Consider the following 15,694-nt stretch of genomic DNA (forward strand, 5'->3'; position numbering starts at 1 on the left):
CTGACCCCATGCCGAACTCAGAAGTGAAACGCCGTAGCGCCGATGGTAGTGTGGGGTCTCCCCATGCGAGAGTAGGGAACTGCCAGGCATCAAATAAGAGAGAGCCCTTTGCGTATGCGAAGGGCTTTTTTCGTTGTAGCAAACCGCAATAAAACTCCCTCTGAAGAACGTATCTGTCTGTTTATTCATAACAGCAACAGGTCAGTAAGCATATTAAAGCGGCTGTTCAGTCCATAAAAAACCCGGCACCAGGCCGGGTAATGAGATAACTGAACGTCTGATCAGTGAATAACCTGCGATAGAAACGCCCGGGTACGCTCCGATTTTGGATTCGCAAAGAACTCCTGCGGTGGCGCGACTTCGACGATCTCTCCCCGATCCATAAAGATCACCCGGTCAGCCACCGTTCGGGCAAAGCCCATCTCATGGGTTACGCACAGCATAGTCATCCCATCCTCCGCCAGACCAATCATCGTATCAAGCACCTCTTTAACCATCTCAGGATCCAGCGCTGACGTGGGCTCATCAAACAGCATAATTTTGGGTTTCATACAGAGTGAGCGGGCGATGGCGACACGCTGCTGCTGTCCGCCAGAGAGCTGGCCCGGAAACTTATGTGCATGCTCGGCAATACGCACGCGTTGCAGATAGTGCATGGCCAGCTCATCAGCTTCCTTCTTTGGAATCTTTCTTACCCAGGAAGGTGCCAGCGTGCAGTTTTGCAGTACGGTCAGATGCGGAAAGAGATTGAAGTGCTGGAAGACCATACCGACTTCGGTGCGCACGCGCTCAATGTTACGAACGTCATCATTAAGATGGATACCGTCAACAACAATGCGGCCCTGCTGATGCTCTTCCAGATGGTTGATACAGCGGATCGTCGTCGATTTGCCGGAGCCGGAAGGTCCGCACAGTACGATGCGTTCACGGGGTTTAACCTGCAGGTTGATGTCTTTCAGTACATGGAATTGCCCGTACCATTTATTCACGTTCTCAAGCGAGATCATCAACGCGTCGGAAGAGTGTGTCATAGAGTCAGTCATGTAAAACCTCAGTGCGATGTACGCCCGGTGTGAAAGCGCTTTTCCAGATACTGGCTGTAGCGCGACATGCTAAAACAGAAGATCCAATAGACCAGTGCAGCAAAGACATAACCTTCGGTCGACATCCCCAGCCAGGTCGGATCGACCGTTGCCTGCTGGACGCTGCTGAACAGATCGAAAAGACCAATGATGATGACCAGGCTGGTATCTTTAAACAGTGCGATGATAGTATTGACCAGGCCGGGAATAGTGAGCTTCAGCGCCTGGGGCAGAATAACCAGCATCTGCGTCTTCCAGTAGCCCAGCGCCAGAGATTCGGCTGCTTCGTACTGACCTTTCGGCAGTGCCTGCAGGCCACCGCGAACCACCTCTGCCACATAGGCGGACTGGAACAGAATGACGCCGACCAGCGCGCGCACCAGCTTGTCGATGTTAGTGCCTTCAGACATAAACAGCGGCAGCATCACGGATGACATAAACAGTACGGTAATCAGCGGCACGCCGCGCCAGAACTCAATAAAGATAATCGACAGCGTGCGCACGACCGGCATGCGTGAGCGACGGCCCAGTGCCAGCAAAATACCCAGCGGCAGCGCACCGGCAATACCCACCGACGCAATAATCAGCGTCAGCGTTAATCCGCCCCATTGACGTGTTTCGACACGTTCCAGCCCCAGATAGCCGCCATACAGCAGAAACCAGACAATCACCGGATAGATGACAGCCCAGGCAGCAATGTAGCGTCCACGATACGGCAGGCTCTTCAGGAACATCGGCACAATCGACAGCAGGCCGATCACCAGCGCCAGGTTAATACGCCAGCGCAACTCATGCGGGTAAAGCCCATACATGAACTGGCCGAAACGAGCATGGATAAAGACCCAACAGGCACCCTCTTTGGTGCAATCGGCGCGCGTGGTGCCGATCCAGTTTGCCTGAAAGACCAGCCAGTTCAGCGCGGGCGGAATGACGTGCCAGATAACCCAGATGCAAAACAGCGTCAGTAGCGTATTAAACCAGCTGGAAAACAGGTTTTTACGAGCCCAAAACCAGGCGCGACTGACCAGAGTCGTCGGGACGGGGGGCGTTTCATGCGTAGTCACAGACATAGTTATCCCGTTCTCTTAACGCTCAACCAGCGCAATTTTGCGGTTGTAGAAGTTCATAAGCATTGATATCAGCAGGCTGATAATCAGGTAAACGCCCATCGTGATAGCAATCGTCTCGATGGCCTGCCCGGTCTGATTCAGTACCGATCCGGCAAACAGCGACACCATATCGGGATAACCGATAGCGGCGGCGAGTGAGGAGTTCTTCACGATGTTCAGATACTGGCTGGTCAGTGGCGGAATAATGACGCGCATGGCCTGCGGAATAATCACCTGGCGCAGCGTAACCGGATTAGGCAGCCCCAGCGATCGCGCCGCTTCATGCTGACCATAGGGTACTGACTGAATCCCGGAGCGGATCACTTCAGCAATAAATGACGAGGTATAAATCGACAGTGCCAGCGTCAGGGCTGCCAGCTCCGGTATCATCACCGAGCCGCCACGGAAATTGAAACCGCGCAGTTGTGGCACATCCCAGTGCGTGGCTGGGCCAAACCCAATGTGTGCAAGCAAAGGAAAGAGAATCAGCATCACAACGGCAGCGGGCCATGTGCGACGTAACTGACCAGTTTTCAGCTGATGTTTACGGTTAAAGCGGTACAGGCCATAGCTCACAGCCGCGGCCAGAAGCAGTGCAATAACAAACGGCCAGCTGCCTGCTGCATAGGTCGGCCATGGAACGTAGAGTCCGCGATTACTGACATATGCCAGGTCAAAAGCATTCAGCGCCTGACGTGGGCCCGGTAGATTGCGTAAGACTGCAAAGTACCAGAAGAAGATTTGCAGCAGGGGTGGGATATTACGGAAGGTTTCGATATAGATATTCGAGAGTTTCCGCAGCAGCCAGTTGTCAGAAAGGCGGGCAAGACCGACTGCGAATCCGAGAATCGAAGCGAAAACAATACAGAGTGCAGAGACCAGCAGCGTGTTGGTTAATCCGACCAGAAACACGCGCGCGTAGGTATCTCCCTCAGTGTACTCAATCAGATGCTGAACGATGCCGAAACCGGCAGTGCGCTCAAGAAATCCAAACCCCGATGTAATACCGCGATTAGTAAGGTTAATAATGGTGTTATGCACCAGATAACCCACCACACCAAGCACCGCGACGACGGCGATGAGCTGATAAATCCAGGCGCGAACCGTGGGATTACCAAATGAAAAATCCCTTTTCACGGTTGGGCGTTGTGACATGTTGAAACCTCAGTAACGAAAGCTGGGGTAGGGCACCACAGAATAGGGTGCCCGATTAGTGAGGTCTGTTAACGTACCGGTGGTGCGTACTGAATACCGCCCTGGTTCCACAACGCATTCTGACCACGTGCAATCTTCAGTGCGCTGTCTTTACCGACGTTACGGTCAAAGCTTTCCTGATAGTTACCCACCTGCTTGACGATGTTGTAGGCCCACTTGTTATCCAGCTTCAGATCCTTACCAAAATCACCTTCGGCGCCCAGGAAGTGTGCCATGTCTGGTGTGGTTGGCTTGGCCGTCATCTGGTCAACGTTCTTCGAGGAGATGCCCATCTCCTCCGCATTCAGCATGGCGTAGAGCGACCACTTCACGATGGTGAACCAGTCATCATCACCACGACGCACCAACGGCCCCAGCGGCTCTTTGGAGATCACTTCGGGCAGAACAATAAATTCGTCCGGTTTGCCCAGCTTAATGCGTAATGCGTAAAGCTGAGACTGGTCAGATGCCAGCGTATCACAACGTCCGCTATCCAGCGCTTTAGCCGATTCATCAGAGCGGTCGAAGGTTACAGGCGTATATTGCATTTTGTTGGCTTTAAAGAAGTCCGCTACGTTCAGCTCGGTGTCGGTTCCCGCCTGAATACAGACGGTGGCACCATCCAGCTCTTTCGCACTTTTCAGGCCGGCCTTCTGGTGAGTCAGGAAGCCGATACCGTCGTAATAGTTCACGCCCGCAAACAGGAAGCCCATGCCGCCATCGCGCGATGAGGTCCAGGTGGTATTACGTGAAAGCACATCCACCTCGCCGGACTGCAGAGCGGTAAAACGCTCTTTCGCGGTCAGCGGGGTATATTTCACTTTGGTCGCATCACCAAACACAGCGGCAGCCGTCGCACGACACACATCCACATCGATACCGGTAAACTTGCCGCCAGCATCTGCATAGGAGAAGCCCGGCAAGCCGTCACTGATACCACATTGAACAAAACCTTTTTTCTTTATCGCATCCAGTGTGGTGCCTGCGTGTGCTTGCTGAGCAACGGCAACCAGCGAGGCAGCAGCGATCAGCGTAGAGAGCATCATCTTTTTCATAAAGCATCCTGTGTGGCGGGATCATGTTGTTATGTTTGCGCACTTTAGTGTGCGTTTTTCCTGTCTGTGGCGGTCAGCCATCCACGACTCTGCAAAGCTGATGCCAGGTTTGCAGGTTCCTGAATTCGTATGAAAGAACGGTTAATAATCGGAAGCACTTAGAAAGTTCCGCTAATATGGCGCACCAAAAGGAAGCAATGCGAGTCGACCCGATCACATTTAGTGCAAATAGTTTCACTATGTGGGAGCAGTGTGAGCATTCACTCAGGCAGAAATGTATGAAGAGATTGCGTTGCTTTTTAATGCGCAGAAAGTCACATACCCAGCAGTGGCGGGGATGTGAAGCGAGGTGAGGGTCAGGCAGGCACTAAGTCAAATCACAGCGGGCGAAAGCGAGAGGGTGAAATATCACGCCAGCGATTGCAACTACAGTTACCATATTACCGGAAACTGTTTCACTATCATTACCGTGGCTTTGTGCGTCGACGCACAAATAAAAACGCCAGCCCGAAGGCTGGCGTGATTTACAGACAGAACTAAAAATCAGTTCATGCCGTATTTTTTCAATTTCTTACGCAGCGTACCGCGGTTGATACCCATCATCAGGGCAGCACGGGTCTGATTGCCACGGGTATACTGCATCACCATGTCCAACAGAGGCTGCTCGACTTCAGCCAAAACCAGCTCATACAGGTCGCTCACATCCTGACCATTCAGTTGAGCAAAATAGTTCTTCAGTGCCTGTTTAACCGAATCACGCAAAGGTTTTTGAGTTACCTGATCCTGTGAGTTAACGGTTGAAACGGTCAGTACGTCAGAATTTACGCGTTGTTCGAACATAGTTCTTTCAGCTCTTTATTTCGTTACGCAAGATTTTCGAAGTATGCCTCCAACGCCTCCAGCTGTTCGCTGGCATCCTCAATGGCGTTGAATGTGCGCCGAAACTGGTCATTCGGGGCGTGCTCCTGCAGGTACCAGGAGACGTGCTTTCGCGCTATACGGTATCCCTTGCCTGAACCGTAAAAGTCGTGCAGCTCACGTATATGCGAAACAAGCAAGCGCTTGACCTCTGCCATCGGCAGCGGGGCAAGCAACTCCCCAGTGTCCAGATAATGCTGGATTTCCCGGAAGATCCACGGTCTTCCCTGAGCAGCACGTCCTATCATCAGAGCATCGGCCCCTGTATAGTCGAGCACCGCTCTGGCTTTATGCGGGTCAGTTATGTCTCCATTCGCGATAATCGGAATGGAGACACTCTGCTTAACTGTCCGAATGCTGTCATATTCAGCTTCTCCGTTGAACAGGCAGGCACGAGTGCGACCATGTATCGTCAGAGCCTGTATACCGCAGCGTTCAGCCAATTGGGCAATCGCGACACAGTTCCTGTTTTCAGGATCCCAGCCAGTACGAATTTTCAGCGTAACCGGCACATTCACTGCATTAACCACTGCGGAGAGAATTGACTCCACCACGGTGGGATATTGCAGCAAGGCTGAACCCGCCATTTTGCGGTTAACCTTCTTGGCAGGGCATCCCATATTAATGTCGATGACCTGTGCACCAGCCTCAACATTAATGCGTGCAGCTTGCGCCATTTCACTGGGATCGCAACCGGCAATTTGCACGGCGCGAATGCCTGGCTCATCGCTGTGAACCATACGTAATCGAGATTTGTCGCTTGCCCAGACTTCCGGGTTTGAAGACAACATCTCAGAAACTGCCATGCCTGCACCCATTTCGTGACACAGCGCCCTGAACGGCCTGTCGGTAATACCGGCCATCGGTGCTGCAATCAGTCGATTTCTCAGCTGGAGGTTTCCAATACGCATGAAGTCAGAATGGCCATACTGTGTCTGCAAGGCGGCGTATATTACGCATTTTTGCAGGAAGATGAAAGGCCAAACTTTGAACAATCAGCAAGAAAGATCAATGAAATCCGGGTCATGATCGATGCGCATATTTATTAAGCTTAAATATCAAAGACTTAACAATTTATGCTGAAATTGTGAGCAAAAGTTTTTCCAGAAAAGTACGTCAATTCGCCAGATAAAAAACGTCACATGCCGTGATTAACGATACAAGCATCCATTTCAAATCGGGAAAGCCCGCAACTTACGCTACGGGCTGGCTGAATGTTCTGTTAAGGCACTTTGTTCCGGGCAGCGCGATATCAGAGGCGGCAGACAGGCGCCATATTCAGGATTTAATCCCGGTAATCCGGCACCACTCCTCTTTAACCGCAACCGGGTCGAGCGTGAACTCGCTGACATACGCTTCGCAGACGCTCTCTGCCTGGCTCTCTAACACGCCCGAGAGTCCCAGATGACCGCCAGACTTCGGCAGTACGCTGATCAGCGGGGCCAGTTCACGTAGCGGGCCGGCCAGGATATTGGCCACCACCACATCAGCCTGCAGATTTTCGGGTTGCTGGTGGGGCAGATAGAGCGACAGGCGATCAGAGACGCCGTTGCGCTCAGCATTATCCCGGCTGGCCTGAATAGCCTGCGGATCGATATCAATCCCGATCGCCTGAGCCGCACCCAGCTTCAGTGCGGCGATCGCCAGGATCCCCGAACCACAGCCGAAATCGATCACCGTTTTGCCCACCAGATCCAGCCCGTCAAGCCAGGTAAGGCAGAGTGAGGTGGTCGGATGCGTGCCGGTCCCAAACGCCAGGCCGGGATCGAGCATCACGTTGACGGCATCAGGATCCGGCACATCACGCCAGCTCGGACAGATCCAGAGCCGCTCACCGAAGCGCATCGGATGGAAGTTTTCCATCCATTCGCGCTCCCAGTCTTTATCTTCGATCTGCTCGATCCGGTGACGAAAACCGGCGCCCAGCAACGGATGCTGCGCCAGTTCGGCGGTAATCGCGGCCATATCAGTTTCTGCATCGAACAGGCCGATAACATCGGTATCGCCCCACAGGCGGGTTTCACCTGGCAGCGGCTCATACACCGGCGTGTCGTTGGTATCCTGAAAGGTCACTGAAACCGCACCAATGTCCATCAGCGCATCGCTCAGCGTTTCCGCGTGTTCACCTGAGCTATTAATTTTGATTTGAATCCACGGCATAACGTCTCTCTTTCCGTCAATGTTGCGGCGCGTCGACCGTTTGCGGCGCGCGTCCAAACAGGTTGCCCACTAAAAATGCCAGCAGGCTTAAAAGCAGTGAGGGCACAATGGGATGAAAACCCAGAATCTGCAGGTTCAGGCTCGCCAGAAAAGCGTAGCAGCCTCCACCCACCACCATGCCGGTGATGGCGCCTGCGGCATTAGCGCGTTCCCAGTAGAGACCCAGTACCAGCGGCCAGAGGAAAACCGCCTCAAGGCCGCCAAAGGCCAGCAGGTTGAGCCAGATAATCATATCGGGTGGATTCCAGGCCGCAATCAGCAGCAGGAGACCCAGTGCGAACGTAATGGTGCCAGATAACAGCCGCAGCCGCGTCTCATTTTCCATCTGCTGTGGGGCAACACGCAGATAGAGATCTTTGATCAGCGTAGCCGAAGCCTGTAACAGCTGGGCATTAATGGTCGACATAATGGCGGCCATGGGGGCTGCCAGAAACAGTCCGGCAGCTAACGGTGGCAGCACAGTGATCATCAGGGTGGGTATAACACTATCCGGCACGGTCAGATTCGGCAGTATCGCCCGGCCCAGCGCACCGGCCAGATGCATTCCCAGCATCAGGATCACCACCACAATGGTACCCAGAATAATGGCCCGATGGACTGCCTTGCTGTCTTTATAAGAGATGCAGCGCACCGCAGTATGCGGCAAGCCAATCACCCCAAAACAGACCAGCACGACAAATGAACTGAGGAAGGTCGGCGTTATAATCTCACCCGGTCCCTGCGGCGACAGCAGAGCGGGATCAATGTCATGCAGTTTCTGCACGGCCGTGCTCAGGCCGCCAGCCTGATGAATCACCGCGAACAGCAGCAGAAATGTGCCAATCAGCATCACGATGCCCTGCATGGCGTCATTGAGAACGCTGGCACGGAACCCGCCAAAAGCGGTGTAGAGCGCAATAGTGCCGCCAAAAATCAGCAGACCCGTGTCATACGGGATGCCTGCGGCGGTTTCGAGCAGCCGCGCGCCGCCAATAAACTGCACTGTCATGGCACCGATAAAGGCAACCAGCAGGCTCAGACTTGCCAGCCAGATCAGCAGCGGGCTCTGATAGCGGGCGTAGAGCATGTCATTCAGCGTCACCGCATTATGCTTACGCGCCAGGATGGCAAACTTTTTCCCCAGCACACCCAGCGAGAGCCAGACGGCGGGCACCTGCACCATCGCCAGCAATACCCATCCCAGCCCATATTTGTAGGCGGCACCGGGACCACCAATAAACGAGCTGGCGCTGATATAGGTGGTGGTGAGCGTCATCGCCAGCACAAATCCGCCCATGGAGCGGCTGCCAAGGAAATATTCAGTGAGGAAGCTACCCTCGCGCCTTTTGCGCACGGCAAACACCGACAGCGCGGCAATCAACACCAGATAAATCAGTAACGGCAGGATAATTTCACTGTTCATTTGTGTCCTCCAGCGGCATGTCGCGGAAAATTAACCGCACCATCATCCAGCACAGGAATATGAACAACAGGGGAGCAAACAGGCAGGAGAGTTCAAACCAGCGCGGCAGGCCGGTGATACCAATTTCACTGCCACCCAGCCAGGCAGAAAGCCCCCAGGCAGCGAGCCAGAGCAGGGTGAGGTAGAGCGACCAGCGCGCCTCTTTATGTGCCTGTATAAAACGAGCATCCATGATTCAACCTTAACGCCAGCGGCAAAAGAAAAAGGCCGGATTAACCGGCCTCTGACTGACTCAGCGTTGCGTTTACTTCTCGTGCAAGCCGAGTTTTTTCTCCAGATAGTGGATATTGGTTCCACCGTGCTGGAAGTTTTCGTCGGACATAATTTTCATCTGCAGTTCAACGTTGGTTTTGATACCGTCGATGATCAGTTCCGCCAGCGCATTCTTCATGCGGGCGATAGCCACGTCGCGCGTTTCGCCATAGGTGATCAGCTTACCGATCATGGAGTCGTAATACGGCGGTACGGTGTAGCCTGAGTAAATATGCGACTCCCAGCGCACGCCAAAACCGCCTGGCGCATGGAAGCGGGTGATTTTACCCGGACTTGGCAGGAAGGTGACCGGATCTTCAGCGTTAATACGGCACTCGACCGCATGTCCGCGAATAACCACTTCGTCCTGTTTGATCGACAGTGGCTGACCCGCAGCAATGCGCAGCTGCTCTTTGATCAGATCCACACCAGTGATCATCTCGGTCACCGGATGTTCCACCTGAATACGGGTGTTCATCTCAATGAAGTAGAACTCACCGTTTTCGTACAGAAACTCGAAGGTACCTGCGCCACGATAGCCAATCTCAATACAGGCTTTGGCACAACGATTGCCGATAAAGCTGCGCTGTTCTTCAGTAATACCTGGGCCTGGCGCTTCTTCAACCACTTTCTGGTGACGACGCTGCATAGAGCAGTCACGTTCGCCCAGATAGATCGCGTTGCCCTGGCCGTCAGCCAGAACCTGAATCTCGATGTGGCGCGGATTCTCCAGATACTTCTCCATGTAAACCATGTCGTTGCTGAAAGCCGCTTTGGCTTCCGCTTTCGTCATGTTGATGGATTGTTCCAGATCTTTGTCGCTGCGCACAACGCGCATACCACGACCGCCGCCGCCGCCAGAGGCTTTGATGATGACCGGATAACCGATGCGCTTCGCAAAGGCACGGTTTTTTTCCATATCATCGGTCAGCGAACCGTCAGAACCGGGTACGGTTGGGACGCCTGCTTTCTTCATCGCATTAATCGCAGAGACTTTGTCGCCCATCAGGCGAATGGTGTCTGCTTTCGGACCGATAAAGATAAAGCCGGAGCGCTCAACCTGCTCAGCAAAATCGGCATTCTCAGAGAGGAAGCCATAGCCAGGGTGAATCGCCACCGCGCCGGTGATCTCTGCAGCAGAGATCAGCGCCGGGATGTTGAGGTAACTTTTAACTGACTGCGCCGGGCCGATGCAGACGGTTTCGTCTGCCAGCAGCACGTGCTTAAGGTCACGATCCGCGCTTGAGTGTACCGCAACAGTCTTGATGCCCAGTTCTTTACAGGCACGCAGAATGCGCAGCGCAATCTCACCACGGTTAGCAATAACAATTTTATCCAGCATGATCTGCCCCGTTACTCGATGATAACCAGTGGCTCGTCAAATTCGACCGGCTGACCGCTTTCAACCAGGATCGCTTTCACTACACCTGATTTGTCAGCTTCGATCTGGTTCATCATTTTCATGGCTTCGACGATGCACAAGGTATCGCCGGCATTCACTTTCTGGCCGACTTCCACAAAGGCTTTCGCATCCGGGCTCGGCGTACGGTAGAAGGTCCCTACCATTGGTGAACGCACGATGTGACCGCTGATTTCAGCCGGTGCCGCTTCGGCAACCGCTGCAACAGGGGCAACAGCTGTTGCCAGAGCAGGCTGTTGAACCGGCGCAGCGTAAGTCTGCTGCATCATCGGGTAACCCACATTTGCAGGTGCACGGCTGATGCGAACGGACTCTTCACCTTCAGAAATTTCCAGCTCTGAAATGCCAGACTCTTCAACCAGTTCGATCAGTTTTTTAATTTTACGAATATCCATGAGTGGGGTTCCGTACTCAGTTTGATTAATTAGTTTGAGACAGGCGTTTTACTGCCGTTTGTAAAGCCCATGTGTAGCCGTCAGCGCCAAGCCCACAGATCACGCCAGCAGAGACATCAGAAAGATAGGAGTGATGGCGGAAGGGCTCGCGGGCATGCACGTTGGAGAGATGAACCTCGATAAACGGTATTTCTACCGCCAGCAGGGCATCACGTAGTGCGACACTGGTATGGGTAAACGCGGCAGGATTAATAATGATGTAATCCACATTGCCTTTGGCCTCATGAATGCGATCAATCAGCTGAAATTCAGCATTGGTTTGCAGGTGGCTCAATTCCACATTCAACTGGTCTGCCTGACGTGTCAAATCGTCAACGATCTGACGCAGCGTGGTATGACCATACTTCTCAGGTTCACGCGTTCCCAACAGGTTCAGGTTGGGCCCGTTTAAAAGCAGAATATGTAATTTATGCGCCATCGTGCTGCCATCTCCCGCAATCATTGAGGCATCGCGTAAAATACCTTGCGAATCTTCATTTGTCACCTTTGAGAATGAAAAAGAAGACCCGACGAGCAATAAAGCCGGGCATTATATCCGTTTCGTGTCATTTCGCAGCAAAATACTGGTCTTATCTGCGAAGATGATCGGATGTGGCCTGCGGGCCACATCTTTTATCAGAAAAGTGCAGAGGAAAACAACGGGTGAAGCGCTAGCGAGGCCACCATTTGAGAAATTTTTTGTAACGCCAGGCTAACAGTATTGCAGCAAGTAGTGCGTAGATAAGTGGCTGGGGTGACACGGTTTTCACTGACCAGATATAGTGAATCGGCACCAGAATGGCCACCAGATAGACCGCGTTGTGCAGGGTTTGCCAGCGCTTACCGAGCTTGCGCTGAGCGCGCTGAAACGACGTCAGCGCCAGGGCCAGTAATATCAGCCAGCTGATAATCCCCAGTGTCAGATAGGGACGGGAAATCAGCTCGCTGCCCAGCAGACGCAGATTGTCAGCGCCCAGCTCCAGCAGGTAATAACTCAGCAGATGGAGAGAAGCCCAGACAAACGTCCAGACGCCAAGCAGACGCCGGGTGCGGATTAACAGCGGTTGCCTGCCATAACGTGCCAGCGGTGAGACCAGCAGCGTACCCAGCAGCAGTTTCAGCGCCATGCGGCCGGTAAAATGCTGAATATCTTTTGCCGGATCCGCACTCAGGCCGCCCTGCATCGCGGCAAGAACCAGATAAATCAGCGGCAACAGGGCCGCCAGATGCAGAATCACCTTAAGCCAGGTGATCTGTTTTATCGACAGGCGTACCACCTAGTAATTCTCCCGTAAATCCAGGCCACGATAGAGCGACGCAACCTGTTCGGCATAGCCGTTAAACAGCAGCGTTGGCTGACGTTCGACCTTCAGACTTCCGCCCGGGCCAATAAATCGCTCAGTGGCCTGCGACCAGCGTGGATGATTAACATGCGGATTCACATTGGCATAAAAACCATATTCATCTGCGGCGATCTGGTTCCAGGTCGTTGGCGGCTGATTTGCGGTCAGGGTGATTTTGACAATCGACTTAATGCCCTTAAAACCATATTTCCACGGCACCGTCAGGCGAATCGGCGCGCCATTCTGCGGCGGCAGCGCTTTGCCATAGACGCCGGTGGTCAGAATGGTCAGCGGATGCATGGCTTCATCCAGACGTAAACCTTCGACATAGGGATAATTGAGTCCGCCGCCAATAAAGCGATCTTTCTGACCTGGCATCTGCTCAGGATCGTACAGTGTCTGAAAGGCGACAAAACGCGCTTTGCTGGTGGGTTCCGCCAGAGAGATAAGCTTATTGAGCTCGAAGCCTATCCAGGGCACCACCATTGACCAGGCCTCCACGCAGCGCATGCGATAGATTCGCTGCTCCATGGCAAACCGTTTAAAGATGTCATCCATATCCAGGGTCACGGGCTTCGCCACTTCGCCATCAATGGTCAGTTTCCAGGGTTCTGTTTTCAGCGTACCGGCATTGGCAGCCGGATCGGCCTTATCCAGCCCGAACTCATAGAAGTTGTTATAGCCGGAAACTTTATCCGCAGGCGTTAAGGTCAGATCGGCCTGATATTGCGCTGGTTTGGTAAAGTCCAGCGGCCGGCCTGCTGGCGCGGGTGGGCGATCGTTGCCTTTGAACCAGCTGAGAATATCGGCTTGCGCCACGCCCGGCATACCCATCGCCGCTGCGCTCAGTCCCAGCGTTTTCAGCACCTGGCGGCGCTTCATGTTAAAAATGCTTTCCGGCGTTACGTCGGCTTCGGTCAGACGGGGTGTGCGTTTCATGGTGCCCTCTCCAGACAGGATGTCATTAACCAGCATGATGACTATTACTGATATCAGCCAGTTTCGCCCTGAAAATGTGAAATTTCCTGGCTGGCCGGTACGATGAGAATGCACCGAAAAGTGCCAGGATCAGCGTCAGCGATGATATCCCGACGATATACTTCGGCTTCATACGTCCCGGCGCTGTCGGCAACGGCAAATTATGCTATTTTTGCTCGCGTTTTCGTCAGGCTGACGGTACAAGGTTGGGTGATCCGGTTATCACCGCAGTAATACAGGCACAGGGATGCGATTAACCACAAAATTATCTGCGTTTATTACCTTTTTAAGCCTGCTGGCCATGTCGTTGATGCTGGCAGGCTGTGCATTCAGTGTTTTCTGGTTCAGTCATCAGCGGGTTGAACATCGGGCGCAGATACTGGCGACCGAAGTGGATCAGGCGATGTTCACCCAGACGCCGGCAGAGCTGCATGTCTGGCTCACGCGTATGATGCCGATAATGAATGCCGAGCAGATTTCTCTTCACAACGGCAGGCAGACTTTCCTTACCCTCTCCCGACACGAAAACCAGATGCTGGAAGACGAGCCTAATCGTTTTATCCAGGTCGATGTGCCTTTGATGCACCAGACGGGTTTAGAGCTGCGGGTCGTCACCCTTGATCCTGCCAAAACCTGGCTGCGCTCCATTACCGGCACCTCTACGCTGGGCATCCTGTTTACCGTCATGCTGGTGATGAGTCTGGTGCTGCTGCTGATGCATCGCTGGCTCAGTCGTCAGTGGCGCGGTATGGAGCATCTTGAAGTACGGGCAGAGGCGATTATCAGCGGTGAGCGCGGTGTAATGCCGAAACGCGGTGCGGATGAGTGGCCACCGAGAGCGAGCCGCGCACTGGATGTGTTGCTGGCGGATCTGCAGGAGGCGGGCGAGCAGCGTCTGCGTATCGACACGCTGATCCGCACCTTTGCTGCGCAGGATGGACGCACCGGTCTCAACAACCGGCTGTTCTTTGATAACCAGCTCGCCACCCTGCTGGAGGATCAGGAAGCAGTCGGCACCCATGGTGTGGTGATGATGGTGCGCCTGCCCGATCTGGACACGCTGAAGGATTCGCTGGAGCCGGGGCTGGTTGAGGAGTACCTCTTCAATTTCGTCAACATGCTTTCCACCTTTGTGCTGCGCTATCCTGGCGCCCTGCTGGCACGCTATTTCCGCAGTGATTTTGCCGTGCTACTGCCGCATCGCAGTCTCAAAGAGGCAAACAGTATTGCGGATCAGCTGATCAATGCCGTTGATTCCCTGCCGCCGATGCGGCTGGTTAATCGTGATGATCTCATCCATATCGGTATCAGCGCCTGGCACAGCGGGCAGACTGTGCCGCAGGTGATGGAAAATGCCGAAATGGCTACCCGACGTGCGGCACTGCTGGGCGGCAACAACTGGACCAATGGTGCCGGAAATCCGCAGGACGCCGGGCGGGGTAGTGTGCGCTGGCGAACCCTGCTGGAGAACACGCTTAGCCGTGGCGGCCCGCGGCTCTATCATAAACCCACCGTCAATATTGAGGGTAAGGTACAGCACCGGGTGATGCTGACCCGCATCTTCGACGGCGATAAAGAAGTGCTGGCCGCAGAATATATGCCCCTGGTACAGCAGCTCGGCATGGCTGATGGCTGGGATCGCCAGTTAATGACCCGCATTGCGGCACTCTCTGAACTCTGGCCAGAAGAGACGCTGGTGATCCCGGTGACGATTACCTCGCTTCTTCAGCGCTCTTTTGTCCTCTGGCTGCAGAACATGCTGCTGCAGTGCCCGAAAGCGCAAAGAAAACGATTTTTATTTGAACTTGCCGAGGCAGATGTTTGTCAACACATCAACCGTTTAACGCCAGTTTTCCGCGCACTTAAGGCTTTTGGCTGTCGGGTTGCGGTAAATCAGGCGGGTTTAACCGTGGTAAGCAGCGCCTACATACGACAGCTGCCGCTGGAACTGATCAAGCTTGATGCCGGTCTGGTACGCAATATTGAGCGCCGGACTGAAAATCAGCTGTTTGTGCAGAGTCTGCTGGAAGTCTGTAAATGTACGGGCATTCAGGTGTTTGCTACCGGTGTCCGCACTAAAGCGGAGTGGCAAACTTTAGTCGCGTTGGGCGTAGCAGGTGGGCAGGGCGACTTTTTTGCTCCCTCGCTTCCGGTTAACAGTAACGTGAAGAAGTATTCACAACGTTACCGTATTTAATGAATTGCTGTCGTACTGACGGAAATTTAC

Annotated in this window: 15 protein-coding genes and 1 rRNA gene; 2 read left to right on the forward strand and 14 right to left on the reverse strand. The window is 53.7% G+C overall.

Annotated features, from left to right (window positions below; genetic code table 11):
- Positions 1-88: ribosomal RNA gene (gene rrf, locus ACVKSX_RS11595) — 5S ribosomal RNA — on the forward strand; the annotation flags it as partial.
- Between the two features lie 193 nt (positions 89-281).
- On the opposite strand, the gene ACVKSX_RS11600 is transcribed toward rrf, so the two are convergent.
- The 14 genes from ACVKSX_RS11600 to msrP all read right to left on the reverse strand — a co-directional run bounded on the left by ACVKSX_RS11600 (position 282) and on the right by msrP (position 13,428).
- On the reverse strand, positions 282-1,043 hold the full coding sequence (locus tag ACVKSX_RS11600; RefSeq protein ID WP_010699823.1) for an amino acid ABC transporter ATP-binding protein: 762 nt from the start codon (positions 1,041-1,043) through the stop codon (positions 282-284).
- Between the two features lie 8 nt (positions 1,044-1,051).
- Entirely contained in the window at positions 1,052-2,152 is a 1,101-nt protein-coding gene (locus tag ACVKSX_RS11605; RefSeq protein WP_010255980.1) for an amino acid ABC transporter permease, read from the reverse strand.
- 15 nt (positions 2,153-2,167) lie between these two features.
- A complete protein-coding gene (locus ACVKSX_RS11610; RefSeq protein ID WP_354438949.1) occupies positions 2,168-3,346 on the reverse strand; it encodes an amino acid ABC transporter permease in 1,179 nt (392 codons plus the stop codon).
- 68 nt (positions 3,347-3,414) lie between these two features.
- Positions 3,415-4,440: an amino acid ABC transporter substrate-binding protein gene (locus ACVKSX_RS11615; protein WP_010255984.1), complete on the reverse strand. Its 1,026-nt coding sequence runs from the start codon at positions 4,438-4,440 to the stop codon at positions 3,415-3,417.
- Between the two features lie 543 nt (positions 4,441-4,983).
- Positions 4,984-5,280: a DNA-binding transcriptional regulator Fis gene (gene fis / locus ACVKSX_RS11620; RefSeq protein WP_003855228.1), complete on the reverse strand. Its 297-nt coding sequence runs from the start codon at positions 5,278-5,280 to the stop codon at positions 4,984-4,986.
- 23 nt (positions 5,281-5,303) lie between these two features.
- The gene (gene dusB / locus ACVKSX_RS11625; RefSeq protein WP_008925814.1) at positions 5,304-6,269 is read right to left on the reverse strand and encodes a tRNA dihydrouridine synthase DusB; all 966 of its coding nucleotides are present in this window, start codon (positions 6,267-6,269) and stop codon (positions 5,304-5,306) included.
- Positions 6,270-6,636: 367 nt separating this feature from the next.
- Positions 6,637-7,518, reverse strand: a complete 882-nt coding sequence (gene prmA, locus ACVKSX_RS11630; protein WP_010699821.1) for a 50S ribosomal protein L11 methyltransferase — start codon at positions 7,516-7,518, stop codon at positions 6,637-6,639.
- Positions 7,519-7,534: 16 nt separating this feature from the next.
- Complete coding sequence (gene panF, locus ACVKSX_RS11635) at positions 7,535-8,980, reverse strand: sodium/pantothenate symporter (protein WP_010256003.1); 1,446 nt, start codon at positions 8,978-8,980, stop codon at positions 7,535-7,537.
- Entirely contained in the window at positions 8,970-9,212 is a 243-nt protein-coding gene (locus tag ACVKSX_RS11640; protein ID WP_010256005.1) for a YhdT family protein, read from the reverse strand. Before ACVKSX_RS11640 ends, panF begins: the two co-directional genes overlap by 11 nt.
- A 72-nt stretch (positions 9,213-9,284) precedes the next feature.
- Complete coding sequence (gene accC / locus ACVKSX_RS11645; protein WP_010256007.1) at positions 9,285-10,634, reverse strand: acetyl-CoA carboxylase biotin carboxylase subunit; 1,350 nt, start codon at positions 10,632-10,634, stop codon at positions 9,285-9,287.
- Between the two features lie 11 nt (positions 10,635-10,645).
- The gene (gene accB / locus ACVKSX_RS11650; RefSeq protein ID WP_010256009.1) at positions 10,646-11,107 is read right to left on the reverse strand and encodes an acetyl-CoA carboxylase biotin carboxyl carrier protein; all 462 of its coding nucleotides are present in this window, start codon (positions 11,105-11,107) and stop codon (positions 10,646-10,648) included.
- A gap of 25 nt (positions 11,108-11,132) precedes the next feature.
- Positions 11,133-11,585 (reverse strand): type II 3-dehydroquinate dehydratase, encoded by a 453-nt coding sequence (aroQ, locus tag ACVKSX_RS11655; protein ID WP_010256011.1) that lies wholly within the window; start codon positions 11,583-11,585, stop codon positions 11,133-11,135.
- Between the two features lie 232 nt (positions 11,586-11,817).
- Positions 11,818-12,423, reverse strand: a complete 606-nt coding sequence (gene msrQ, locus ACVKSX_RS11660; protein WP_010256013.1) for a protein-methionine-sulfoxide reductase heme-binding subunit MsrQ — start codon at positions 12,421-12,423, stop codon at positions 11,818-11,820.
- The gene (gene msrP, locus ACVKSX_RS11665) at positions 12,424-13,428 is read right to left on the reverse strand and encodes a protein-methionine-sulfoxide reductase catalytic subunit MsrP (protein ID WP_010256016.1); all 1,005 of its coding nucleotides are present in this window, start codon (positions 13,426-13,428) and stop codon (positions 12,424-12,426) included. It abuts the gene before it with no gap.
- Between the two features lie 286 nt (positions 13,429-13,714).
- On the opposite strand from msrP, the gene csrD reads away from it, so the two are divergent.
- On the forward strand, positions 13,715-15,664 hold the full coding sequence (gene csrD / locus ACVKSX_RS11670; protein WP_010699819.1) for an RNase E specificity factor CsrD: 1,950 nt from the start codon (positions 13,715-13,717) through the stop codon (positions 15,662-15,664).
- Positions 15,665-15,694: the final 30 nt, after the last annotated feature.

This window comes from Pantoea sp. PvP021 (assembly GCF_054056055.1).

Coding starts and splice junctions, on each gene's coding strand:
- ACVKSX_RS11600 (WP_010699823.1), bottom strand. CDS start 1,043: ATGACTGACTCTATGACACACTCTTCCGACGCGTTGATGATCTCGCTT.
- ACVKSX_RS11605 (WP_010255980.1), bottom strand. CDS start 2,152: ATGTCTGTGACTACGCATGAAACGCCCCCCGTCCCGACGACTCTGGTC.
- ACVKSX_RS11610 (WP_354438949.1), bottom strand. CDS start 3,346: ATGTCACAACGCCCAACCGTGAAAAGGGATTTTTCATTTGGTAATCCC.
- ACVKSX_RS11615 (WP_010255984.1), bottom strand. CDS start 4,440: ATGAAAAAGATGATGCTCTCTACGCTGATCGCTGCTGCCTCGCTGGTT.
- fis (WP_003855228.1), bottom strand. CDS start 5,280: ATGTTCGAACAACGCGTAAATTCTGACGTACTGACCGTTTCAACCGTT.
- dusB (WP_008925814.1), bottom strand. CDS start 6,269: ATGCGTATTGGAAACCTCCAGCTGAGAAATCGACTGATTGCAGCACCG.
- prmA (WP_010699821.1), bottom strand. CDS start 7,518: ATGCCGTGGATTCAAATCAAAATTAATAGCTCAGGTGAACACGCGGAA.
- panF (WP_010256003.1), bottom strand. CDS start 8,980: ATGAACAGTGAAATTATCCTGCCGTTACTGATTTATCTGGTGTTGATT.
- ACVKSX_RS11640 (WP_010256005.1), bottom strand. CDS start 9,212: ATGGATGCTCGTTTTATACAGGCACATAAAGAGGCGCGCTGGTCGCTC.
- accC (WP_010256007.1), bottom strand. CDS start 10,634: ATGCTGGATAAAATTGTTATTGCTAACCGTGGTGAGATTGCGCTGCGC.
- accB (WP_010256009.1), bottom strand. CDS start 11,107: ATGGATATTCGTAAAATTAAAAAACTGATCGAACTGGTTGAAGAGTCT.
- aroQ (WP_010256011.1), bottom strand. CDS start 11,585: ATGGCGCATAAATTACATATTCTGCTTTTAAACGGGCCCAACCTGAAC.
- msrP (WP_010256016.1), bottom strand. CDS start 13,428: ATGAAACGCACACCCCGTCTGACCGAAGCCGACGTAACGCCGGAAAGC.
- csrD (WP_010699819.1), top strand. CDS start 13,715: ATGCGATTAACCACAAAATTATCTGCGTTTATTACCTTTTTAAGCCTG.